Genomic DNA, 23619 nt, shown 5'->3' on the forward strand with positions numbered 1-23619 from the left:
GGCACCGGCGCTGCCTTGTGCATCCCCCCTATCGTCTGATTGCAAAACCCTCCTGATGCTTTAGGCTGGCGCTACCTTAAAAGAACAAGAAGGCGTCGCATGAGCCCGAACCTGAGCCAGTTGCGTAAATTCGTCTCTCCGGAAATCATCTTCGGTGCCGGCTGTCGGCACCATGTGGCCAATTACGCCAGGACCTTCGGCGCGCGCAAGGTACTGCTGGTCAGTGACCCTGGCGTGATCGCCGCCGGCTGGGTCGGCGACATCGAGGCCAGCCTGCAGGCACAGGGCATCGATTACTGCCTGTACAGCGACGTGTCGCCCAACCCGCGGGTCGAAGAGGTCATGGCCGGCGCCGAGCGCTATCGCAGCGAACAGTGCGACGTGATCGTGGCCGTTGGCGGCGGCAGCCCGATGGACTGCGCCAAGGGCATCGGCATCGTGGCGGCCCACGGCCGGCACATCCTGGAGTTCGAAGGGGTCGACACCATCCGAGTGCCGAGCCCGCCGCTGATCCTGATCCCGACCACCGCCGGCACCTCGGCCGACGTGTCGCAGTTCGTGATCATCTCCAACCAGCAGGAACGCATGAAGTTCTCCATCGTCAGCAAGGCGGTGGTACCCGATGTGTCGCTGATCGACCCTGAAACCACCCTGAGCATGGACCCGTTCCTGTCGGCCTGTACCGGCATCGACGCGCTGGTGCATGCCATCGAGGCGTTCGTGTCCACCGGTCATGGGCCGCTGACCGACCCCCATGCCCTGGAGGCAATGCGCCTGATCAACGGCAACTTGGTGCAGATGATCGCCAACCCGCAGGACATCGCCCTGCGCGAGAAGATCATGCTCGGCAGCATGCAGGCCGGGCTGGCCTTCTCCAATGCCATCCTCGGGGCGGTGCACGCCATGTCCCACAGCCTGGGCGGGTTTCTCGACCTGCCCCACGGTCTGTGCAATGCGGTGCTGGTCGAGCATGTGGTGGCCTTCAACTACAGCGCCGCCCCCGATCGCTTCAAGTTGATCGCGCAGACCCTGGGTATCGATTGCCGCGGGCTGAACCACAATCAGGTCCGCCAGCGCCTGGTCGAGCACCTGATCGCGCTCAAGCACGCCGTGGGCTTTCACGAAACCCTGGCCTTGCATGGGGTGGGCAGCAGCGACATTCCGTTCCTGTCGCAGCATGCGATGGACGACCCGTGCATCCTCACCAACCCGCGGACTTCGAGCCAGCGTGATGTCGAGGTGGTGTATGGCGAGGCCCTCTGAGCCTGGCGCGAATGCGCTGGCCGGGCTGCTGGGGCTGAGCAACCACACTGTTCGCAAAAGCCACTACCCGGAACTGGCGGCGCGCCTGGACGAGCTGGAAACCGAGCGCAAGCGCTATTCGTGGCTGTTCGAGCATGCGGTGCACGGCATCTTCCAGGCCAGCCTCGACGATGGCCTGCGCGCCGCCAACCCGGCGCTGGCGCGCATGCTGGGGTATGCCGACCCCCAGGCGGTGCTGTTTTCCCGGCGTGACCTGGCCAGCCACCTGTTCGTGGGCGGCCAGGCCGAGTTGCAGGACATTGCCCAGGTGCTGCAGCGCGAGCAGGCCCTGCTGGGTTACGAAACCCAGCTGCGACGCAAGGACGGCAGCAGCATCGATGTGCTGATGAACCTGTTGCTGCGCCCGGACGAGGAGGGCGTGGTCGAGGGGTTCGTCGCCGACATCACCGAGCGCAAGCTGGCGCAGGAGCGTCTGCAGCAACTCAACGACGAGCTGGAGCAGCGCGTGGCCGAGCGTACCCGCCAGCTGATGGAGGCACGCGATGCGGCCCAGGCCGCCAACCGCAGCAAGGACAAGTACCTGGCCGCCGCCAGCCACGACCTGCTGCAACCGCTCAACGCTGCACGCCTGTTGATTTCGACCCTGCGCGAGCGCCAGTTGCCGCAGGCCGAGCAATTGCTGGTGGAGCGCGCGCACCAGGCGCTGGAAGGTGCCGAAGACCTGTTGAGCGATCTGCTGGATATTTCCCGGCTCGACCAGGCGGCAATCAAGCCTGACCTTGACCTGTACCTGCTGGACGATGTGCTGGCGCCGCTGGCCTCGGAGTTCCAGCCGGTGGCGGCTGCCGAGGGCCTGGGCCTGCGTTTGCGCAGCGGGCGCCAGGTGATCCGCACCGATGTGCGGCTGCTGACGCGGATCCTGCGCAACTTCCTCAGCAACGCCTGCCGCTACACCGAACAGGGGCGCATCCTGCTGGGGGCGCGGCGGCGTGGCGACTGCCTGCGCCTGGAGGTCTGGGATACCGGGCGCGGCATTGCTGCGCAGCGCCTGCAATCGATCTTTCTCGAATTCAACCAGCTCGATGTGGGCCGCGCCGCCGATCGCAAGGGGGTGGGCCTGGGCCTGGCGATCGTCGAGCGCATTGCGCGGATCCTCGATTACCCGGTACGGGTGCGCTCCTGGCCGGGGCGCGGTTCGGTGTTCAGCATCGATGTGCCGCTCTCCACCGAACGTCGTTGCCCGCCGGTGCTGGCGCCAGCACCGCTGCCGAGCGTCGGCGACCCGCTGCCGGGGCGCCGCCTGCTGGTGCTGGACAACGAACTGAGCATCCTGCAGAGCATGGCCGCCCTGCTGGCCCAGTGGGGGTGCGAGGTGCTGACCGCGACCGACCGCGAGACGGCATTTCAGGTGTTGCAGGGGCGCGCGCCGGAACTGGTGCTGGCGGACTTTCACCTGGACCACGGGGTGACCGGCTGCGAAGTGGTGCGCGACCTGCGTGAGCATTTCGCGGTGACCATACCCGCCGTGATGATCACCGCCGATCGCAGCGACCAGAGCCGCCGTGCGATGCAGCGCCTGGGCGCGCCATTGCTCAACAAGCCGGTCAAGCCGGGCAAGCTGCGTGCGGTGCTGAGCCAGCTGCTGGGCGAGGCGGGCGTGCGATAAACAGCGAGACTACCCCCGCGGACGAGTTTTTTTGCTATAAAGGCCGCCCTCAGGGGAGCGTTGACGCTCGTTCGAGGGGCATTTCGGACAAAACCACCTTCATTTGTATTGCCCCTTGCGAAACTCGGCCTTAGACTGCCGCCCCCTGTAAATTGAGTGCCGGATGGTGCTTGAAGAATTGCGCCGCCGGCGAGCTGTTCGCCGGTAGCACCCGATCGCCTAAATGCACGTATTTTTTATAGAGAAATCAATGACAAAGGAAAAGTTGCTGGCCATGCCGGCCGATGACTACATGAACGCTGAGCAGCATGCCTTTTTCACCGAGCTGTTGCAGTCGATGAAAGTGGAGATCCATGAGCGCATCGAGAAAAGTCGTGTAGCCATCGAAAGCCTGGACACCCCTGCTGATCCTGCCGACGCCGCCTCGGTCGAAGAAGAGCGTCACTGGCTGGTCAACACCATCGACCGTGACCAGCGCCTGCTGCCCCAGCTGGAAATTGCCCTGGGCCGCATCAAGGACGACAGCTTCGGCTGGTGTGAAGACAGCGGCGAGCCGATCGGCCTCAAGCGCCTGCTGATCAGCCCCACCACCAAGTACTGCATCGAGGCGCAAGAGCGCCACGAGCAGCTCGACAAGCACCAGCGTCAGGCCTGACGCCCGCTGTCGTACCAGCAAGCCCCGGGTTCACAGCCCGGGGCTTTTGCGTTTCTTTGCCTTGCATCAAGCAGGAGGGTCTTACATCCAACGAAGCATGGATAATGGCCTTGTAGTGGCGTTTAATGGGGGCACAATAACGACACTGCGGGAACCATTGTTATGATGCGAGAAGGATCTCTGCCTGGCACGCTGGTGCCGCTGCAAGGTACGTCCACTGGCGCCCGGCGCTGGTCGGGCACGGCGCTGCAAAGCCTGGTGCTGGTGGTGTTGCTCAGTGCCATGGCGTTTGCCGATGTGTCCTTCTACCTGTGTCTGCCATTGGCCTTGCTGGCCCTGTGGCTGCCGTTGATGCGCAAGCGGCCGGCCGAGGTGGTGAACGAGCAGGACCCGCTGGGCGACCTGACCCGTGACCTGGCCCAGGCCACCAGCCACAACGCGCTGTCTGCCGCTGGCGTTGCCCATGCGGTGCAGCAACTGGCCGACAAGCTGCAATCGCAACTGGTGTCGGCGGCGCAGATCGTCAGCAGTGCCGAAGTCATGATCGGTACCGAGAAAGCCACTTCGCAGCTCAGCCAGCAGGCCCTGGGTGCGGCCCGCGAGGCCCACCACAGCAGTGCTGCCGGCAGAACGGTGCTGGCCGAGTCGATCCAGCGCATGCACCAGCTCAGCGCCCGTGCCAACGACAGCCGCGAACTGATCGAGGCGCTGCACCAGCGCAGCGAAGACATCGCCCGGGTTACCCTGGTGATCCAGACCATCGCCAGCCAGACCAACCTGCTTGCATTGAACGCGGCCATCGAGGCCGCGCGCGCCGGCGAACATGGTCGTGGCTTTGCCGTGGTGGCCGATGAGGTGCGTGGCCTGGCCGGACGTACCGCCAGTGCCACCGAGGAGGTCGGCCTGATGGTGGCCGATATCCAGCAGCGTACCGCCCAGGTGGTGGAGCAGATCCGTGAGTTGTCCGATGACCTGCACCAGGGGGTGGACCAGGTCGAGCACACCGGCGAGCAACTGGACGCCATCGCCGGGCTCGCCGCTGGCGTCGAGCAGCAGATCGATGCGATCGCTGCCGGTACCGAGACCAACCGTACTCAGCTCGACAGCCTGTTCCAGGCCGTGGCGCAGATGCGCAGCGACCTGGTGGTGAGCGATCAGCAGACCCAGCGCCTGGCCCAGGCAGCCGTGCAGATGGAAGGTCAGGCCGAGCGTATCAGCGAGCGTCTGGCCGAGGTGGGGCTGGATGACTACCACCAGCGCGTATACGACCTTGCCCGCCAGGGGGCCCAGAAAATTGCCGAACGCTTCGAGGCCGACATCGCCCAGGGGCGCATCAGCGTCGATGCTCTGTTCGATCGCCAGTATCAGCTGCTGCCCGGTACCCGCCCGGCCCGTTACCGCACGCGTTTCGACGACTACACCGACCAGGTACTGCCCGCGATCCAGGAGCCGCTGCTGGCCCAGCATGAAGGCCTGGTGTTCGCCATTGCCTGTACCCAGCAGGGCTATGTGCCGACCCACAACAACGCCTTCAGCCAGCCACTGACCGGTGACGAGGCGACCGATACCGCGCACAACCGCAGCAAGCGCAAGTTCGACGACCGTACCGGTATCCGTTGCGGCAGCCATCAGCAACCGGTGCTGCTGCAGACCTATACCCGTGACACGGGCGAGCTGATGCATGACCTGTCGGTGCCGATCCAGGTACAGGGGCGCCACTGGGGCGGCTTGCGCCTGGGCTATCGACCCCAGCACAGCGTGATTTCCTGAGCCGGATTTATTGCGCTTGATGCAAAACAGCTATGCCAGGGATAGCTTTTTCCCGCAAGGGGCAGGGGTTTATCATCGCCTCATCGTTAGGCTGCTAATTAAATTCCGGAGGGAATCATGCAGTGCAAGGTCGATGTGGCGGTGATGATCGGCAGTGGCGTTCCCATTTCGCTGCGTTCGGTGGGCATGCGCGTGTGCTGGGTGGTGCTGGTCAACGGTGAGCGCAGAGGCACCGCGTTCGCCAGCCGTGACGAGGCACACGCCTGTCGCGCCGCCTGGCTGGCACAGTTCGATGGGCAGGGGCTGGACGCCTGTCAGGCCGGGTAGGCGCGGGGCCTGGCCTCGAGGGTCCTTGCCAGGGCGCAGGCCTCCCCGTGATGTCGGCGAAAGCCTTTCACCCGGCCCGTGGCAGACTCCGTGATATGGAAAAAACCTACGCCAGCCGGCACTACAATGTAGCGCGGCCGGGTTTTGCCGGATGCGCTCCCGATATTTTTTGATACTTCTAGTGTATTGCCCACTCGACGTGTTTCGGTGTTTTCGTGCATATTCGCTTCCCTGTGCAGTGAACATGTTCGTCCAGAGGTCCTTCGTTCTGGGATCTTTCTTTCAGCTATCGCATTTTTTCAGCGAGCACGCTGTCAGAGAAATCGGTTGCACTTTGGGAAATGGCTGTTTGTAGCCGCCGGTTATCAACTGGCAGGGCACGACGTGTTTTCCTTCGCAGCCTGGTGTCTGTGCGTACGAACAACCCTGGCACTGATCCACTAGTCTTTCAGACTTCAAATTGAAAACCGGGACCTTCGCGGCGCAGTGCCGCCTGCGAGGTGGCGGGGTGATGCTGGTTTTGAGGAATTAATCATTGGCAGTCAGTAATCTGGATATGCACGCCCTCTTCGTGTTGGGCGACCTGCGGGCCAAGTTGGTCAAACAGTTTCAATCGCGCTTCGTCTACGTGACCGAACAAAGTGCCGAAGGTATCTACCTTGCCGAGATCGATACCGAAGAGGCCCTGGTGGTCGATGACAAACAGCGGCTCGAACTGAAAGTGGGCGATCACTTTCGGGCGGCGGTATTGCCCAGCCGCGAAGGTGGCAAGTTGGAGATCCGCTTTCGCGACATCAAGCTGACCGTCTACGAACTGGGCGATTATGCGTTCGTGACCGTGCCCGAAGGGCATGGCATCGTGTTCCGCGAAGGGCAGACCGTGGTGATGGTGTTTGCTGCCCACGAGCAGATCAAGGAAGGCCTGACCAAGACCCTGAAGGCTGCCACGGCCAAGGCCGCCAAATGGCGCAAGGGCGAACTGACCTTCAAGGCCAGCGAGTGAGCAGTACCGCTGCGGCGTCGGGGCGTGCGCGCTTCCACGCCGAGCATCAGGCCCGCGCCCAGGCCCAGGCCCTGGAGTGGCTGGCACAACGCGCGGTGCTGCAGGGCGCCTGGTTGAACTGGGTGGCAGGGCAGCTGTATCAGCTGAGCCCGCCGGAATATGCGGCGATGGTGCGCCGCGAGCTGCAGGTGTTGGCAGCTCGATAGGGCCAGGTGTCAGTGCCCGGTATCGCGCCCGCGGCCACTGCTGACCTCTTCGGGCACGTCATCCCCGGCCATGCGCTTGCGAAACAACCCGGCCCGCGCCAGCAGCAGGGTGGTCACCGGCACGGTGATCGACAGCAGGATCGGGATCAGCCAGGCGTGCAGTACAGGCGAGTGCTTGAGGCCCGAAAAGTATAGGATCGAAGCCATGGCCACGCACCAGGTGCCGAAGGTCGACGCCAGGGCGGGCGGGTGCATGCGCTGGAAGAAGGTCTTCAGGCGCAGCAGGCCTACCGCGCCGCTCAGGGCGAACAGGCTGCTGACGACCAGCAGCACAGCCGTGACCACTTCAAGCCAGAACGGCAATTCGACGGTCGAGTTCATTCGATCACCTCGCCACGCAGCAGGAATTTGGCCAGGGCAAACGAGCCGACAAAGCCGAACAGGGCTATCAGCAGCGCACCTTCGAAGTAGGTGTCGCTGGCGTAGCGGATACCCAGCACCAGCATCATCAGCATGGCCAGAATGTACAGGTAGTCCAGCGCCAGTACCCGGTCCTGCGCCGAAGGGCCCTTGAACAGGCGCACCAGGGTCAGGGCCATGGCCAGGGCAAAGATGAACAGGCTGGCGAGAATGGCGTTGGCGAGCAGGCCAGTCATTCGAAAATCTCCATCAGCGGACGTTCGTAGGTGTGCTTGAAGTGGTCGATGAACTGCGTTTCATCGTCCAGATCGAAGACATGCAGCAGCAGGATGCTGCGGTCCAGCGCCAGCTCCGACCAGATGGTGCCGGGAATGACCGTGGTGATCATCGACAGCGCCGCCAGGCCATGGGCATCGCGCAGGTCCAGCGGGATACGGATGAAGCGCGAGCGTGGCGGCCGGCCACCGGCCTGCCATACGCTACGGGCAACCTGCAGGTTGGACATCACCACATCGCCCCCCACTCGCAGAATCAGCCGCACGATGGTGCCCGGCTTGCGTATGCGCACCGGTAGCGGACGCAGCGGCGCCATCAGGATGGGTGCCAGGATTGCCAGCAGTGCGCCAAGCAGCAGGTTGCCGGCACTCAGCGAGAGGTTGAGCAGCAACCACAACCCCCAGAGCGAAAGCGACAGCAGTGGCGCGGGAAACAGGCGCTTCATGGCTGCACCTGCCCGGCAATCGCCTCGCTGGTGGGGCCGGGCACCGGTCGCGTGCCGAGTACCGCATTGACGTAGCTGGCAGGGTCCTTGAGCCCGGCTGCCGTGTCCTGGGTGTAGCGCAGCAGTGGTTCGGCGCGCACGCTCAGCAGTACGCACAGCCCCAGCAGCAGCACGATGGGAATGCATTCATTGCGCCGTAGCAACGGCGAGGGGCGCTCCTGCGGGGTCCAGAAGCGCTGGATGCCGACACGGGTCAAGGCGATCAGCGATGCCAGGCCCGAGAGCACCAGCAAGGCCACCAGGCCCCAGCCGGCTGCAGACAGCGGCTGGTCGACCGGCACGCCCAGGCCGTTGGGGTTGAACAGGGCGCTGATCAGGCTCAGCTTGCCGATGAAGCCGGACAGCGGCGGCATGCCGATGATCAGCAGCGCGCAGGCGATGAAGCTCAGGCCCAGGAATGCCATGGTCCAGGGAATCACCTGGCCGATCACCGCCTTCTGTTCATCGTCCAGGTTGATGCCCTTGGGCGGCTGCAGCGATTCCAGGGGCGAGGGCAGCGCATCGGTGTCGTCTTCCAGCGGGAACTCGTTGGCCGAGCGCGAGCGCTCGATCAGCTCGGCCAGCAGGAACAGCGCGCACAAGGCCAGGGTGGAGCTCACCAGGTAGAACAGGGCGGCGGCGGTCAGCGCCGCCTGGCCGAAGCCGATGGCGGCCAGCAAGGTGCCGGCCGAGACCAGGATGCTCAGGCTGGCCATGCGCTCCAGGCGTTGCGCCGCCAGGATCGACAGCGCCGCGCAGCCCAGGGTGGCCAGGCCACCGATGACCAGCCACTCGCCGCCGAAGAACGCCGAAGCGCCGGCCTGACCGGAGAACAGCAAGGTCCACAGGCGCAGCACGGTATAGGTGCCCACCTTGGTCATGATCGCGAACAGTGCGGCAACCGGGGCGCTGGCCGACGAGTAGGCCGGGACCAGCCAGAAGTTGAGCGGCCAGATACCCGCCTTGGCCAGAAAGGCCGTGGCCAGAATCGCCGCGCCGGCATGCAGCAGGCCGCGGTCGGCCTCGGGCACCAGCGGAATCTTCAGGGCCAGGTCAGCCATGTTCAGGGTACCGGTGACCCCGTAGAGCATCGCAGCCCCCACCAGGAACAGCGAGGAAGCGAGCAGGTTGATGGCAATGTAGTGCAGGCCGGCCTTGACCCGCGCACGACCCGAGCCATGCAGGATCAGGCCGTAGGAGGCGGCCAGCAGCACTTCGAAGAACACGAACAGGTTGAACAGGTCGGCCGTCAGGAAGGCGCCGTACAGGCCCATCAGCTGGATCTGGAACAGGGCGTGGAAGCTGGCGCCTGCACGGTCCCAGCGCGCGGTGGCGAACACCAGCGCGCTGACCCCGACGATGCCGGTGAGTACCAGCATCAGTGCCGAAAGGCGGTCGAGTACCAGCACGATGCCGAAAGGTGCCTGCCAGTTGCCCGGCAGGTACACGCCGATCGAGCTGGCCTGGCCCTGCTCCTGCACCCACAGCAGCAGGCAGATCGAAATACCCAGCCCGGCCAGGCTGGAGATCAGGTTGATGCGGGCCTTGAGCGGCCGGCGCTTTTCGCCCAGCAGCAGCATCAGTGCGGCGGTCAGCAGCGGCAGCAGAATGGGCGCGACGATCAGTTGGTTCATCACACTCATTCTTTAGGCTCCCGGCCATCCACGTGGTCGGTGCCGGTCAGCCCGCGCGAAGCCAGCAGCACCACCAGGAACAAGGCGGTCATGGCGAAGCTGATGACGATGGCCGTCAGTACCAGTGCCTGGGGCAACGGGTCGGTGTAATGGAGCAGGTCCTGGGGTACGCCGTCCTTGATGATCGGCTCCTTGCCGATGAACAGGCTGCCCATGCTGAAGATGAACAGGTTGACGCCGTACGACAGCAGGCACAGGCCCATCACCACCTGGAAGGTCCGTGGGCGCAGGATCAGCCACACGCCTGACGCGGCGAGCACACCGATGGCAATTGCAATCACTTCTTCCATCAGGCGGCTCCCGGGTTGACGGTGGGTTTGGGCTGGCTGCTCGGCCGGTGGCTGCGCACCGACTGGTGGGCCAGTGCGGTGAGGATCAGCAGCGTGGACCCGACCACCACGGTAAAGATGCCCGTGTCGAAGAACAGGGCGCTGGCGACATGGATGTCGCCCAGTATCGGCAGGTCAAGGTGCGCGGTATGCGTGGTCAGGAACGGGTAGCCGAGCAGCATCGCCCCGGCCCCGGTGAGGGTTGCCAGCAGCAGGCCGGTGCCCATCCAGCGCAGCGGACGCAGGCTCATCTGGGCTTCCACCCACTGGGTGCCGGCCACCATGTACTGCAGGATGAAAGCCACCGACATCACCAGGCCGGCGACGAAGCCGCCACCGGGCTGGTTGTGGCCGCGCATGAACAGGTACATCGAGATCACCAGCGCGATCGGCAGCAGCAATCGCACCAGGGCGGCGGGCACCATCATGAAGCCCAGCGCGGTATCGGCGGCCTGACGCGGGTTGACCAGGTCGGTGACCACGTCCGGCGCCAGCAGGCGCTGCTGGGCAGGCAGCTGGATGCTCTCCTTGGGCGGGCGGAAGCGGCGCAGCAGGGCAAACACGCTCAGTGCCACAGCCACCAGTACGGTGATTTCACCCAGGGTATCGAAGCCGCGGAAGTCAACCAGCATCACGTTGACCACGTTGGTGCCGCCACCCTCGGGCAGCGCCCGGCTCAGGTAGAAGGAAGAAATCACGTTGGGTGTCGGGCGGGTCAGCATTGCGTACGACAGCAAGGCCATGCCACCGCCGACCAGCACCGCCAGCAGCAGGTCGCGCAGGCGGCGTGCCACAGCGCGCTCCTTGCTGCCGGGCAGGGGCGAGATGTCTTCGATACGCCGTGGCAGCCAGCGCAGGCCCAGCAGGATCAGCACCGTGGTGACCACTTCGACCACCAGTTGGGTGAGTGCCAGGTCCGGCGCCGAGAACCAGACGAAGGTGATGCAGGTCATCAGGCCGCAGACACTGACCATGGTCAGGGCCGCCAGCCGGTGGTACTTGGCCTGCCACGCAGCGCCGATGGCGCAGATGATCGCGATCAGCCAGAGCATCACGAATACACCTGAGCCCGGGATCTTGGGCCGGTCGCCCCAGCTCAACCCGGTTTGCAGCATGGGCAGCACGCCGGCGAGCAGGGCGATGAGCACCAGCATGAACAGCTGCTTCTGCAGGCGGCGGGTGGTGAACAGGCGCTCGAAGCGGCGCGCCACCCGCATCAGCAGTACCTGGCCGTGTTCGAAGAGGCGCTTGCCATTGAACAGCTCGATCAGCGGCGGGTAGAGGAAGCGCCCGCGCTTGAGCTGATTGCGCAGCACCAGGTAGAGCACCACGCCGCCGCACATGGCGATCAGGCTCATGATCAGTGGTGCATTCCAGCCGTGCCAGATGGCCAGGCTGTACTCGGGCAGCGTGCCACCCACCACCGGCAGTGCGGCAGCGGCCAGCAGCGGGCCCACCGACTGCGCAGGGAAGATACCCACCACCAGGCAGGTCAGCACCAGCAACTCGACCGGCGCGCGCATCCAGCGCGGCGGCTCGTGGGGGGTATGGGGCAGGTCGGTGGCCGGCGGGCCGAAAAACACGTCGACGGTGAAGCGCAGCGCATAGGCGACGCTGAAGGTGCCCGCCAGGGTCGCGATGATCGGCAAGGTGGTTTCGACCCAGGCCGTGGAACTGATGAACACGGTTTCGGCGAAGAACATTTCCTTGGACAGAAAGCCGTTCATCAAGGGTACGCCGGCCATCGAGGCACTGGCGACCATGGCCAGGGTGGCGGTGAACGGGATCAGCCGGAACAGCCCGCTGAGCTTGCGGATATCGCGGGTGCCGCTTTCATGGTCGATGATGCCGGCGGCCATGAACAGCGAGGCCTTGAAGGTGGCATGGTTGAGAATGTGGAACACCGCCGCTACCGCTGCCAGCGGGCTGTTCAGGCCCAGCAGCAGGGTGATCAGGCCCAGGTGGCTGATGGTCGAGTAGGCCAGCAGGCCCTTGAGGTCGTTCTGGAACATGGCCGCATAGGCGCCCAGCAGCAGGGTGCAGGCCCCTGCGCCGCTGACGATCCAGAACCATTCTTCGCTGCCGGCCAGCGACGGCCATAGCCGGGCCAGCAGGAACACCCCGGCCTTGACCATGGTGGCCGAGTGCAGATAGGCCGAGACCGGCGTGGGCGCGGCCATGGCGTGGGGAAGCCAGAAGTGGAAGGGGAATTGAGCGCTCTTGGTCAGGGCGCCGAGCAGGATAAGGGGAAGCAGAATGGGGTAGAGGGCATGACTGCGAATCAGGTCACCGGCGGCCAGGACCTTGTCCAGGTCATAGCTGCCCACCACATGGCCGAGCAGCAGTACCCCCGCCAGCAGGCACAAGCCACCGGCCCCGGTGACCATCAGCGCCATATAGGCGCCGCGCCGTGCATCGGCACGGTGGTGCCAGTAACCGATCAGCAGGAACGAGAACAGGCTGGTCAGTTCCCAGAAGAACACCATCTGGATCAGGTTGCCAGAGATCACCAGGCCCAGCATGGCACCCATGAACGCCAGGAAAAACGCGAAGAAACGCGGAACCGGGTCCTGGGGTGACATGTAGTAGCGCGCATACAGCGACACCAGGGTGCCGATGCCCAGCACCAGCAGCGAGAACAGCCAGGCGAACCCGTCCATGCGCAGCACGAGATTGAAGCCCAGGCTCGGCAGCCACAGAAATTCTTCACGGATGACGCCGCCATCGGCAATTTGCGGGTACAGGAGTGCGACCTGCACGGTACCGACCAGCGCGACAAGGCCGGCCAGAAGTGATTCGCTGTTACGCGCGTTGTGCGGCAGTACAGCCGCCAGACAGCTGCCAACAAACGGCAGAAGCAGTAGAACTATCAAGGACATAGATTTCTAATCTGCAGAGGTTTGTAAGGGATCATACGTGGCGCCCCGTCGATCACCAACACGCAAGCTGTCGCAGAATCCTACTTTTGCGCCTCATCAACGCGTTTTTTTATAACAGTTTTTTACAAGAATTGTGCCGCTATTGCAGATTACCGGTCCGTTTGTTGCACCTGTTGATCGTCATCACTGGCGCCGAGGGGCTCGCCACGGCGTTTGATCTTCAGTTCGCTAACCACCACCGCGATCACGATCAGTAGCCCGCCGAGCAGTGCGATGCCCGGCAGACGCTCGCCCGCCAGGCGGCCGACGATACCGGCCCATACCGGCTCTGCAGCGTAGATCAGCGTAGCCCGGGTGGGCGAGACTGATTGCTGGGCCCAGTTCATTGCCACCTGGATCACCGCACTCATGGCGCCCAGGCCGACGGCACTGCCCAGCAGCAGCCAGGAAAAGTCCGGCAGGGCTTCCCGGGTGGGCACCACCATCATGAACGACAGCGCCGACGCGGTAGCCAGTTGCACCACGGTCACGCGGCGCACGTCGACCTTGCCGGCATAGTTGCTGATCAGAATGATCTCGGCTGCGATCGCCACGGCGCCGATCAGCGTGGCGATTTCGCCGGGGCTGAACTGCAGCGAGCTGCCACTGGGGCCGGCCACCAGCATCAGTCCGGCGAACGCCAGGCCAATGCCCAGGCTCGGCATCAGCCCCGGGCGCCGGCCCAGCACCAGCCACTGCAGCAGCGGTACAAAAGGTACGTACAAGGCGGTGATGAATGCCGACTGGCTGCTGGTGATGGTTTGCAGGCCCACGGTCTGCAGGCCGTAGCCCAGCATGATCGAGGCGCCGATCAGCACGCCGGCCTTGACTTCGAACCAGGTCAGGCCGGACAGCGCACGCGCACTGAACGCTCCGACAAACAGCGCCGCCGCTGCAAAGCGCAGGCCGACGAAGAACATCGGGCCGCTGACGGTCATCACGTTATGCACCAGCAGAAAAGTGGCGCCCCAGAGCATGGTGATGAACACCAGCACCAGTTCGGCCTTGCTCAGGCGCAATGAAAGGAAGAGGGATCGGGCAGTGGTCGGCGAGGTCATGGGCTTGCACACGTGGGGCGAGCGACGCACAATGCGTCGGAAGGTGGGCAGTATACTGCGCAAGTCATGTGAGTGAGCAATATAGTGCACAAAGATTCCAGTCAGCGGGCCTCCGTGCTTCAGCACGTGAGCCAGAATATCCGGCGCCTGCGCCATGCGGCAGAGCTGAGCCAGAGCGCCCTTGCAGAAAAATCCGGTGTCAGCCGACGCATGCTGGTGGCAATAGAAGCGGGTGAAAAGAATGTCAGCCTGACCACCCTCGACCTGATCGCCGAGGCCTTGTCGGTGGCGTTCAGCGACCTGATCCAGGCACCTGACAGCCGTGACCCTGATCGCATAAACGAACTGGCCTGGGCCGGTGTGCACCCCGGTAGCAAGGCCGTGTTGCTGGCCAGTTCCAGGGCCAGCCGCGAGGTGGAGTTGTGGGAGTGGCGCCTGGAGCCGGGCGAGGTGTACCCGGCCGAGGCCGATTTCGACGGCTGGAGCGAACAGATCTACGTGTTCGAGGGGCGCCTTACCCTGGTGATAGAAACGCAGGAACATGTGCTGGCGGCTGGCGATTTCTACAGCTTCGCCAGCAACCGCATGCATGCCTACCGCAACGATGGCGACGTGGCGACGCGCTTCGTGCGCAACGTGGTGATCTGAAGGCCTGTCAGCGCCGATTGGCGTCAAGCCACTCCTGGGTGGAGACCACCTGCGCGTAGGCGAAGGCCAGCGATGCCATGTACGCCGCGTGGGCCTGGGCCGCCGGTACGACCACGCCGTTGAATTCCAGGTCGCGGGTGGCGCAGGCATCGTGCACCACCGTGGTGCCATAGCCCATGTCCGAGGCGGCCCGGGCGGCGGCATCGATGCACATGTGGCTCATGCTGCCGACCAGGGTCAGGCCGGTAATCTTGTGCTGGTCGAGCAGGGCCTTGAGGTCGGTGCCCAGAAAGCTGTTGACGTTGTGCTTGAGCACCACCGGCTCGCCCTCGCGAGCGGCTGCTTTCGGATGAATCTGCGCGCCTTCGGAGCCCGGAGTGAAGAAAGGTGCATCGGCGGACTCGAACTCATGACGTACATGGACCACCAGGTCGCCGTTTTCGCGGGCAGCCTGGATGATCCGTGCGGCGTTGTCGGCGGCCGCATCGGCGCCGTGCAGCGTCCATTTGCCGCCGGGGAAGTAGTCGTTCTGGATGTCGACGATGATCAGTGCCTGTTTGCTCATGGTGCAGTCCTTCAGGAGAATGGTTGTGACGTGCTGATAGTTATAGGCTTGTGCGACAGGCTTGCGCATTGGCGCGACCGACAAATTGGCGGGAAAAACTGACAATGGATGCAATCGGCGATCAGGTCGAGATCGGTATTCTGGTTTACCCAGGTGCCCAGATGGCGGCAGTGCATGGCCTGACCGACCTGTTCGCGGTGGCCAACCGCATGGCCGCGGACCTCGGGGCGCGACGCAGCCCGCTGCTGCGGGTGTGCCACTGGGCCGAGATGCCGGGACAGCCGCTGGCGGTGAGCTTCGACAGTCACCCGCAGGCGCATCACCGCCCGCGAGTGATGATCATCCCGCCCAGCCTGACCGAGGAGCCGGGCCCCGACCTGATCGATCGCTTCTGCAACGACCTGCGCCAGTGGCACCGCGAAGGCGCGCTGCTGGTGTCGGTGTGTGTCGGGGTGTTCTTCATTGCCGCCAGCGGCCTGCTCGACGGTCGCTCCGCCACTACTCACTGGAATTTTGCCCAATCGCTGGCCGAGCGCTTTCCCCTGGTCAAGGTCGAGGCCAACCTGCCGTTGCTGGAAGATGGCGACATCATTACCTCGGCCGGATTGATGGCCTGGACCGAGTTGGGGCTCAAGCTGGTCGAGCGCTTCCAGGGGCAGACCCTGGCGGCTGAGACGGCGCGATTTCTCGCGGTGGCGCCAGTGCATGCCATGCCTGGGCCGGGCAGCGTGTTCAGCCCGCGCCTGGACCATGGCGACGAAGCGGTGCTCAAGGTGCAGCACTGGCTGCAGAGCACGGGGGCGCGGGAGGTCAACCTGGCCTTGATGGCCGACTGCGCAGGGCTCGAGCAGCGCACCTTCCTGCGGCGTTTTCGCAGCGCCACCGGCCTCAAACCCACCGAGTACTGTCAGCAGGTGAGGGTAGGGCGCGCTTGCCGGATGCTCGAGTTCACCAACCGCAGCATCGACCAGATCGCCTGGGGTGTTGGCTACCAGGACCCTGGTGCGTTTCGCAAGGTCTTCCACAAGGTCACAGGGCTTGCGCCAGGCGAGTACCGCAAGCACGTGGTCGGGCCTGCGGGCTGATCCTCCTTTGGTACCGCACCGCTGCCCTTGCGGTGGATTGCTGCTTATTATCCGGTCTCCCGGGAAAGGAGATACCGATGCACGAACAACAACCGGCACCTGCCTGCGACGACATGGCGGATGTACTGATCATCGGGGGTGGCCTGAGCGGCGCCTTGTTGGCGGCGCAATTGCTGCGTCGCCCCGGACGCCGGCGCCTGCTGGTGGTCGAGCCGCGTGGGGAGCTGGGGCGTGGCGAAGCCTACAGCGCTACCGAAAACGGTCATACCCTCAATGGCAATGCGGCGCGCATGAGCGTCGATCCGGACAATCCCGATGACCTGACCCACTGGCTGCAACAGCAGATCGATGCCGGGCAGTGGCCCGAATCCGCCGAGCAGGGCGTGCCGGTGGCCGAATTGTTCCCGCCGCGAGGTCTGTTCGGTCGCTATGCCCGCCAGCGTCTGGCAGAGGCCGAGCGTGTCGGCGCCAAGGCCGGCTCCACGCTGGAGCATGTGTGTACCGAGGTGGTTGACCTGCAGGTGCACGATGACAGGGTTCAGGCGCAATTGCAGGATGGGCGCCGGGTGCAGGCGCGCCAGGCGGTGCTGGCTACCGGCATGTTTGCCGCGGCGCGCACGGCGCAGGTGGGTGAGAACAGCCTCAACGCCGCAGCCATCGACCCCTGGGACGTGGCCGCCATGCGGACGATCGACCCGCAAGGCACAGTGTTGATCATCGGTTCCGGGCTGACCATGGTCGACACCCTGGTGTCGTTGCAACTGGCCGGGCATCGTGGGCCTGTCGAGGTATTCTCGCGCCACGGGTTGTGGCCCCACGAGCGCCGTCAGCCACCGCCCTGGGAGGATTTTCTCGAGGCGGACCCTTCGCTGCGCAGCCCGCGCCAGTTGCTGCGTGCGCTGCGCCGGCAATGCAGGCTGGCGTTGGCCCAGGGCATCGACTGGCAGGCCCCGCTGGACACTGTGCGGGTGCATATCCCCAGGCTGTGGAGCCAGGCCAGTGACCGCGAACGCCGCCAGTTCGTGCGCCATGTGCGGCCCTGGTGGGAAAGCCATCATCACCGTTCGCCGCCCCAGGGTGCAGCGCTGCTGGAGCGGTTGCGCCAGGAGGGGCGCCTGCATATTCATGCGGCCTCCCTGCAGAGGGTCGAACCGGCTACCGGAGCCGGGGTGGGGGTGCGCCTGCGGTTTCGCGGCGAGGCCCAGGCGACGCGGGTTGAGGGTGCCGCACTGGTCAACTCCACCGGTATCGAATATGACTGGCGGCGCGTGGCACGCCCGCTACCGCAAGCGTTGTTGCAGCGCAGGCTGATCCGGCCAGGGCCGCTGGCCCTTGGAATTGATGTCGACCCGCAGGGCGCAGTGATCGATGCCGATGGCGCGGTCAGTACGCGCCTGTTTGCGATGGGCCCGCCGCTGCGTGGCCTGTGGTGGGAAAGTACTGCCGTCACCGATGTGGCGTTGCAGGCCAAGGGATTGGCTGCTCGTCTGACGCGGGAGCCTGAGTCATCACCGTAATGATATTTTTGTTATATAAATATGAAAATTGATAATTAATGGTTCTATGCGTGTTCGTGCACTATAGATGCACGACTACTCCACGCATTCAGGAAGCGCCTGGCCATGACCACACTCCCGCTGTATTTCGACTACGCCGCCACGACACCCGTCGACGAGCGAGTCATTCAGGTAATGGTGGAGTGTCTGGGGGTATCCGGGCGTTTTGGCAATCCGGCTTCCAGCTCCCATCGGTATGGTCAGCAGGCACGCCTGGCGGTCGAGCAGGCACGGTCCCAGGTCGCCGGCCTGGTAGGGGCGCGGGCCGACGAGATCATCTGGACTTCGGGTGCCACCGAATCCAACAACCTGGCCCTCAAAGGGCTGGCTCAGGGCCGCACAGGTGGGCATGTCATCACCAGCCGCATCGAGCACAAGGCCGTGCTCGATACTGCCCGACAGCTCGAGCTGGCAGGCATCGAGGTGACGTGGCTGAGCCCCGATGCCCAGGGGTTGATCACTGAACAGGCGGTATCGGCGGCGCTGCGTGACGACACCTTTCTGGTATCGCTGATGTTGGTCAACAATGAACTGGGCACCCTGAACGATGTGCAGGCCATCGGCGAGCGGGTGCGCCGCCACGGCGCATTGCTGCATGTGGATGCCGCCCAGGGGGCAGGCAAGGTGCCTATCGACCTGTCACGCTGGCCGGTGGACCTGATGTCGTTTTCGGCGCACAAGGTGTATGGGCCCAAAGGGATCGGTGCGCTCTACGTCGGCAAGCGCGCCGCGCCGCTGCTGCAGGCACAGATTCACGGTGGCGGGCACGAGAACGGATTGCGCTCGGGCACCCTGGCCACTCACCAGATTGCCGCCATGGGCGCAGCCTTCGCACTGGCCGGGCAGGTGCAGCAGCAGGAAGTTGCACGTATGCACCGGTTGCGTGAGCGGCTGCTGGAGCAGCTGGCCGATATTCCCGGCCTGGGGCTCAACGGCAGCCCTGTCCAGCGCATCCCTCATACGTTGAGCCTGACCTTTGGCGGTGACGGTATCGATCTGCAGGCGCTGGCCCGTACGCTGGCGTTTTCCTCGACGTCGGCCTGCAATTCGGCCAGCAGTGCGCCTTCGCATGTGCTGCTGGCGCTTGGGCATGACGAGCGTGCGGCACGGCAGACGTTGCGTCTGAGCCTGGGGCGCTATACCCGCGAAGAGGATATCGACGCCGCTGCCGGTGCCATCCACGCAGCGTTACACAATGTGCCTTTCTGGGCGGTTGCCCACGGTTGAGTGCTGCTTCATTATCGTCCACCAGAACATTGGTCGCGGTGGTGGCACAACATAATGAACAGTCAGCCTGGAATGCAGGAAGCAGTAACCGCGCGCCTGGCGCGCATGCGTGCAGTGATGAACCGCGAAGGGGTCGATGCACTGCTGGTGCCCTCGGCAGACCCGCACCTGTCCGAATACCTTCCAGGCTACTGGCAGGGGCGCCAATGGCTGTCCGGGTTTCATGGCTCGGTGGGTACGCTGGTGCTGACGGCCGATTTTGCCGGGCTGTGGGCCGACAGTCGTTACTGGGAGCAGGCCGAAAAGGAGCTGGCGGGTAGCGGCATCGCGTTGATGAAGCTGATGCCGGGTCAGCCGGGGGCCCTTGACTGGCTGGCAGAGCAGGCGCCCGCAGGCGGCACGGTGGCAGTAGACGGTGCGGTGATGCAACTGGCGTCGGCGCGGCAGCTGCAGGATCGCCTCAGGGTGCGCAATGTGCGCCTGCTCAGTGACAGGGACCTGCTGGCACAGGTGTGGCTGGAGCGGCCTGCGTTGCCAGGCAGCCCGGTTTACCAGCACCTGCCGCCGCACGCGAGCGTCAGCCGTGCCGACAAGCTGGCGCAACTGCGCACAACGCTCAAGGAGCGCGGCGCAGATTGGCATTTCATTGCGACGCTGGATGACATCGCTTGGCTGTTCAACCTGCGTGGCAGCGACGTTTCATACAACCCGGTATTCGTTTCCTTCGCATTGATCGGTCAGCATCAGGCCATTCTGTTCGTGGCATCGAGCAAGGTCGACAGCGCTGTGCGCGAGGCACTTGAGTCTGACGGGGTGCAACTGCGCGAGTATGAAGCAGTGGGCAGCGCGCTGGCAGGCATCGAGGCGGGCAGTGTCCTGCTGGTAGATTCGGCACGGGTGACCAGCGGGTTGCTGGCCAACCTCGGTGCCCAGGTGCAGCTGCTCGAAGGCATCAATCCAAGCGTTCTGTCCAAGTCGAGAAAGAGCGAGGCGGACCTCGTTCATATCAGGCAGGTGATGGAACAGGACGGTGCGGCGTTGTGCGAGTTCTTCGCGGACTTCGAAGCCGCACTGGGGCATTCGACCCTTACCGAGGTCAGTGTTGACACCTTGCTCGGCGCAGCCCGGGCTCGACGTCCCGGTCATGTGTCCCCAAGCTTTGCTACCATTGCCGCCTTCAACAGCAATGGGGCCATGCCGCATTACCGCGCCACCGACGCCTCGCATGCGCTCATCGAAGGTGATGGGCTGTTGTTGATCGATTCAGGTGGGCAGTACCTGGGAGGGACCACCGACATTACCCGTATGGTGCCCATCGGCACGCCAAGCCTGGAACAGAAGGTGGATTGCACGCGGGTGCTCAAGGGCATGATTGCACTATCCAGGGCGCGTTTTCCGCGGGGCATTGCCTCGCCTTTGCTCGATGCGATTGCCCGAGCAGCGTTATGGGCCGAGCATGTGGATTACGGGCATGGCACCGGCCACGGCGTCGGCTACTTCATGAACGTGCACGAAGGGCCCCAGGTGATTGCCTATCAGGCCTCGCCTGCACCGCACACAGCCATGCAGGCCGGCATGATCACTTCCATCGAGCCGGGCACCTATCGGCCTGGGCAGTGGGGCGTGCGCATCGAGAACCTGGTGTTCACCCGGGATTCGGGCAAGAGTGGTTTTGGTGACTTTCTTGAATTCGAAACGCTGACCTTGTGCCCTATCGACACACGATGCCTGTTGCCTGAGCAACTGGGCAGCGAAGAACGCGAATGGCTCAATGATTACCACCGCACGGTGCGTGAACGGCTTTCGCCACTGCTGGCAGGTGCTGCTCTGCACTGGCTGGAACAAAGAACCGAAGCTGTCTGATCGGGCACATGAAAAAGGGCAACCTGCGGGTTGCCCTTTTTCGTTACTTGCAGATGACGATCATGCTTCGGCTGGTGTAGCCGGCGGGGTTGAGACCGAAGGGGTAGTCCCCTGGCTCGTCTTCGCCATCGCCAGACTTGGCGACGACTTTGTAGCCTTTGGTGCCGCAGGAACTGGCGGCCTTGGCGTAGCACTTGTTCCATGAAGACGACAGGCCCGAGCAGTTGATGTGCATGCCCTTCTTGCCGTGTTTGACCTCAGTTTTGGCGTTCGCCGCACAGCCAGCAATGGCCAGAATGGCTAGGATGAGCAAAATTCGTTTCATTCCTGTCCTTACAAAGAGTGTCGGGTCTGCAAGCCCGAGACGGTTACCTGCGCCTCTTCCTGATGCCTCTCGCGTCCTTGTCTTAAGTTAAAACTTCAAGCAGTGCATTGAATTACAGCTTAAACAGGGTGCCATGGCGACACAATGACAAAAACAGGTTCAAATGGAAATATTTCTCAAATCAGTCGGCTGGGACCAGTGGTGGGCTTTCCCTGCGCATGGACAGTGTGGCACCCACCGAGGCAGTAATGATCGCGGCGATGGCCAGCCATTGCGCCATGCTCAACACTTCGTTGAGAAACAGTAGTCCCGACAATGCGCCGAATGCCGGTTCGATGCTCATCAGTGTGCCGAAGGTTCGGGCGGGCAGGCGTGTCAGGGCCACCATTTCCAGGCTGTACGGCAATGCTGTCGACAGAATGGCCACGCCAATCGCCACGGGTAGCAGGGCAGGGTTGAGCAGGGCGCTGCCGGCATGAACGATGCCGATCGGCGCAACGAACAGTGCGGCAACCATGACGCCAAGTGCGGCGGTCTGAATGCCGTGCTCGGCCCCGGCTTTCTGCCCATATAGAATGTAGAGCGCCCAGCACACGCCGGCGCCCAGTGCGTAGCCGGCGCCTACCAGGTCGATGGCCGCCCCGGTCTGCCCGATGGGTATCAGCAGCAACAGGCCGACCACTGCCAGACCGATCCATACGAAATCCATGGCCCTGCGCGATGCGTACAATGCCACGGCCAGCGGGCCGGTGAACTCCAGGGCAACGGCGATACCCAGCGGGACACTGCGCAAGGACATATAAAAGAGAAAGTTCATGCCGCCCAATGCCAGCCCATAGATGATGACCGACTTGAGGGTGCTGGAGGTGAAGCGCGCGCGCCAGGGGCGCAGCAGCACCAGCATGATGAGGCTGGCGAAAATCAGGCGCAGCGTTGTGGTGCCTTGCGCACCTACCAGCGGGAACATGCTTTTTGCCAGCGAGGCGCCGGACTGGATGGATGCCATTGCAATTAGCAGCAGGCCAATGGGGAAGAGGCTGGAGGCCAGGCTGCGGGGGTGGGTGTTCATTGTTGGAGTTGCTTCCTTATATAGAGAGAGGCGTGTGGCCTGGCGTCTATGATGCGCAAGGAGGCGAAGATGAGCAATATAGTGCGCAACTTTCTTTGTTCATCGAATATCGCCAATTAACCCTTGACGCGCGATTTAATCTCTCTATAATTCGCCCCACTTCCGGCGTAGCAGGAACGAAAAACTCCTTGAATATCAACGAGTTGGGCGTTTCAGGTCAGGCTGGAGGTGCTTCGATCGAAAGATCGGCAGCGGTGAAAAAGGTGGTTGACAGCAGGTTGTAATGCTGTATAATTCGCCTCCCGCTACGAGAGATCGAAGCGAGTCAAGTGTTTGAAGTGAAACGAAAAACTTCAAAATAAACGCTTGACAGACTCTGAGGAAAGCGTAGAATGCGCGCCTCGGTTGAGACGAAAAGTTCTTGACCAACCGCTCTTTAACAATTGAATCAAGCAATTCGTGTGGGTGCTTGTGAGCTCAGACTGATAGTCAGAAAGATTATCAGCATCACAAGTGACTGCACGAAAATCGAAAGATTTGAAAGTAAGTCATTTGAGAATGCTGAGCCAAGTTTAGGGTTTTCTCAAAACCCAAGCAGTATTGAACTGAAGAGTTTGATCATGGCTCAGATTGAACGCTGGCGGCAGGCCTAACACATGCAAGTCGAGCGGATGAGAAGAGCTTGCTCTTCGATTCAGCGGCGGACGGGTGAGTAATACCTAGGAATCTGCCTGGTAGTGGGGGACAACGTTTCGAAAGGAACGCTAATACCGCATACGTCCTACGGGAGAAAGCAGGGGACCTTAGGGCCTTGCGCTATCAGATGAGCCTAGGTCGGATTAGCTAGTTGGTGAGGTAATGGCTCACCAAGGCTACGATCCGTAACTGGTCTGAGAGGATGATCAGTCACACTGGAACTGAGACACGGTCCAGACTCCTACGGGAGGCAGCAGTGGGGAATATTGGACAATGGGCGAAAGCCTGATCCAGCCATGCCGCGTGTGTGAAGAAGGTCTTCGGATTGTAAAGCACTTTAAGTTGGGAGGAAGGGCAGTAAGCGAATACCTTGCTGTTTTGACGTTACCGACAGAATAAGCACCGGCTAACTCTGTGCCAGCAGCCGCGGTAATACAGAGGGTGCAAGCGTTAATCGGAATTACTGGGCGTAAAGCGCGCGTAGGTGGTTCGTTAAGTTGGATGTGAAATCCCCGG

Annotated in this window: 23 protein-coding genes and 1 rRNA gene (1 of these 24 running past the window's edge); 14 read left to right on the forward strand and 10 right to left on the reverse strand. The window is 63.2% G+C overall.

Translation table 11 applies throughout. The annotated features are described in order from the left end of the window. The first annotated feature begins 99 nt into the window (after positions 1-99). From ercA to KH389_RS10020, 7 genes are all read left to right on the forward strand, one after another. Complete coding sequence (gene ercA / locus KH389_RS09990; protein WP_043860111.1) at positions 100-1263, forward strand: alcohol dehydrogenase-like regulatory protein ErcA; 1164 nt, start codon at positions 100-102, stop codon at positions 1261-1263. Further along, a complete protein-coding gene (locus KH389_RS09995) occupies positions 1247-2929 on the forward strand; it encodes a hybrid sensor histidine kinase/response regulator (protein ID WP_054915724.1) in 1683 nt (560 codons plus the stop codon). Before ercA ends, KH389_RS09995 begins: the two co-directional genes overlap by 17 nt. A 250-nt stretch (positions 2930-3179) precedes the next feature. Beyond that, the gene (locus tag KH389_RS10000; protein ID WP_043860109.1) at positions 3180-3584 is read left to right on the forward strand and encodes a TraR/DksA family transcriptional regulator; all 405 of its coding nucleotides are present in this window, start codon (positions 3180-3182) and stop codon (positions 3582-3584) included. A gap of 540 nt (positions 3585-4124) precedes the next feature. Continuing rightward, positions 4125-5354, forward strand: a complete 1230-nt coding sequence (locus tag KH389_RS10005; protein WP_371917321.1) for a methyl-accepting chemotaxis protein — start codon at positions 4125-4127, stop codon at positions 5352-5354. A 117-nt stretch (positions 5355-5471) separates the two neighbouring features. Then, positions 5472-5681, forward strand: a complete 210-nt coding sequence (locus tag KH389_RS10010; protein WP_054915725.1) for a hypothetical protein — start codon at positions 5472-5474, stop codon at positions 5679-5681. Positions 5682-6216: 535 nt separating this feature from the next. Further along, positions 6217-6684 carry a hypothetical protein gene (locus KH389_RS10015; RefSeq protein WP_043860106.1) on the forward strand — a complete coding sequence of 156 codons (468 nt, stop codon included), beginning with the start codon at positions 6217-6219 and terminating at the stop codon, positions 6682-6684. Further along, entirely contained in the window at positions 6681-6890 is a 210-nt protein-coding gene (locus KH389_RS10020) for a hypothetical protein (RefSeq protein ID WP_235384112.1), read from the forward strand. The genes KH389_RS10015 and KH389_RS10020 overlap by 4 nt, the downstream gene beginning before the upstream one ends. A gap of 9 nt (positions 6891-6899) precedes the next feature. On the opposite strand, the gene KH389_RS10025 is transcribed toward KH389_RS10020, so the two are convergent. The 7 genes from KH389_RS10025 to KH389_RS10055 form a co-directional block, all read right to left on the reverse strand. Then, the gene (locus KH389_RS10025; RefSeq protein WP_043860104.1) at positions 6900-7271 is read right to left on the reverse strand and encodes a Na+/H+ antiporter subunit G; all 372 of its coding nucleotides are present in this window, start codon (positions 7269-7271) and stop codon (positions 6900-6902) included. Beyond that, on the reverse strand, positions 7268-7546 hold the full coding sequence (locus tag KH389_RS10030) for a K+/H+ antiporter subunit F (RefSeq protein ID WP_043860103.1): 279 nt from the start codon (positions 7544-7546) through the stop codon (positions 7268-7270). The genes KH389_RS10025 and KH389_RS10030 overlap by 4 nt, the downstream gene beginning before the upstream one ends. Beyond that, complete coding sequence (locus KH389_RS10035) at positions 7543-8031, reverse strand: Na+/H+ antiporter subunit E (protein WP_043860102.1); 489 nt, start codon at positions 8029-8031, stop codon at positions 7543-7545. The genes KH389_RS10030 and KH389_RS10035 overlap by 4 nt, the downstream gene beginning before the upstream one ends. Continuing rightward, positions 8028-9713 carry a monovalent cation/H+ antiporter subunit D gene (locus KH389_RS10040; RefSeq protein WP_213607285.1) on the reverse strand — a complete coding sequence of 562 codons (1686 nt, stop codon included), beginning with the start codon at positions 9711-9713 and terminating at the stop codon, positions 8028-8030. The genes KH389_RS10035 and KH389_RS10040 overlap by 4 nt, the downstream gene beginning before the upstream one ends. Then, positions 9710-10054, reverse strand: coding sequence for a Na+/H+ antiporter subunit C (locus KH389_RS10045; RefSeq protein ID WP_007986256.1), 345 nt, complete (start codon positions 10052-10054; stop codon positions 9710-9712). The genes KH389_RS10040 and KH389_RS10045 overlap by 4 nt, the downstream gene beginning before the upstream one ends. After that, on the reverse strand, positions 10054-12972 hold the full coding sequence (locus KH389_RS10050) for a monovalent cation/H+ antiporter subunit A (protein WP_054915726.1): 2919 nt from the start codon (positions 12970-12972) through the stop codon (positions 10054-10056). Before KH389_RS10050 ends, KH389_RS10045 begins: the two co-directional genes overlap by 1 nt. A gap of 149 nt (positions 12973-13121) precedes the next feature. Then, positions 13122-14069, reverse strand: coding sequence for a DMT family transporter (locus KH389_RS10055; RefSeq protein ID WP_078480523.1), 948 nt, complete (start codon positions 14067-14069; stop codon positions 13122-13124). A gap of 84 nt (positions 14070-14153) precedes the next feature. Between KH389_RS10055 and KH389_RS10060 the strand changes: the two genes are divergently transcribed. Continuing rightward, entirely contained in the window at positions 14154-14717 is a 564-nt protein-coding gene (locus tag KH389_RS10060) for a helix-turn-helix domain-containing protein (RefSeq protein ID WP_043859845.1), read from the forward strand. A gap of 7 nt (positions 14718-14724) precedes the next feature. Here KH389_RS10060 and KH389_RS10065 read toward each other — a convergent pair whose 3' ends face one another. Then, positions 14725-15282 (reverse strand): cysteine hydrolase family protein, encoded by a 558-nt coding sequence (locus tag KH389_RS10065; protein WP_054915728.1) that lies wholly within the window; start codon positions 15280-15282, stop codon positions 14725-14727. A gap of 104 nt (positions 15283-15386) precedes the next feature. On the opposite strand from KH389_RS10065, the gene KH389_RS10070 reads away from it, so the two are divergent. From KH389_RS10070 to KH389_RS10085, 4 genes are all read left to right on the forward strand, one after another. After that, entirely contained in the window at positions 15387-16367 is a 981-nt protein-coding gene (locus tag KH389_RS10070; protein ID WP_054915729.1) for a GlxA family transcriptional regulator, read from the forward strand. A 77-nt stretch (positions 16368-16444) separates the two neighbouring features. Then, the gene (locus KH389_RS10075; RefSeq protein WP_213607286.1) at positions 16445-17884 is read left to right on the forward strand and encodes an FAD/NAD(P)-binding protein; all 1440 of its coding nucleotides are present in this window, start codon (positions 16445-16447) and stop codon (positions 17882-17884) included. A 105-nt stretch (positions 17885-17989) separates the two neighbouring features. Continuing rightward, positions 17990-19150, forward strand: coding sequence for a cysteine desulfurase family protein (locus tag KH389_RS10080; RefSeq protein WP_078480526.1), 1161 nt, complete (start codon positions 17990-17992; stop codon positions 19148-19150). 54 nt (positions 19151-19204) lie between these two features. Then, positions 19205-21013 (forward strand): aminopeptidase P family protein, encoded by a 1809-nt coding sequence (locus KH389_RS10085; protein ID WP_213607287.1) that lies wholly within the window; start codon positions 19205-19207, stop codon positions 21011-21013. A 43-nt stretch (positions 21014-21056) separates the two neighbouring features. Here KH389_RS10085 and KH389_RS10090 read toward each other — a convergent pair whose 3' ends face one another. Both KH389_RS10090 and rhtA read right to left on the reverse strand, forming a co-directional pair. Next, positions 21057-21338, reverse strand: coding sequence for a hypothetical protein (locus KH389_RS10090; RefSeq protein ID WP_043859840.1), 282 nt, complete (start codon positions 21336-21338; stop codon positions 21057-21059). A gap of 181 nt (positions 21339-21519) precedes the next feature. Continuing rightward, the gene (gene rhtA / locus KH389_RS10095) at positions 21520-22407 is read right to left on the reverse strand and encodes a threonine/homoserine exporter RhtA (protein ID WP_100634752.1); all 888 of its coding nucleotides are present in this window, start codon (positions 22405-22407) and stop codon (positions 21520-21522) included. Positions 22408-22409: 2 nt separating this feature from the next. On the opposite strand from rhtA, the gene KH389_RS10100 reads away from it, so the two are divergent. After that, positions 22410-22691, forward strand: a complete 282-nt coding sequence (locus KH389_RS10100) for a hypothetical protein (RefSeq protein ID WP_213607288.1) — start codon at positions 22410-22412, stop codon at positions 22689-22691. A 318-nt stretch (positions 22692-23009) separates the two neighbouring features. After that, positions 23010-23619, forward strand: a 16S ribosomal RNA gene (locus KH389_RS10105); it runs 927 nt beyond the window's last position.

The sequence above is a fragment of the Pseudomonas qingdaonensis genome, from assembly GCF_018398475.1.
In the GTDB taxonomy this organism is placed as follows: Bacteria; Pseudomonadota; Gammaproteobacteria; order Pseudomonadales; family Pseudomonadaceae; genus Aquipseudomonas; species Aquipseudomonas palmensis.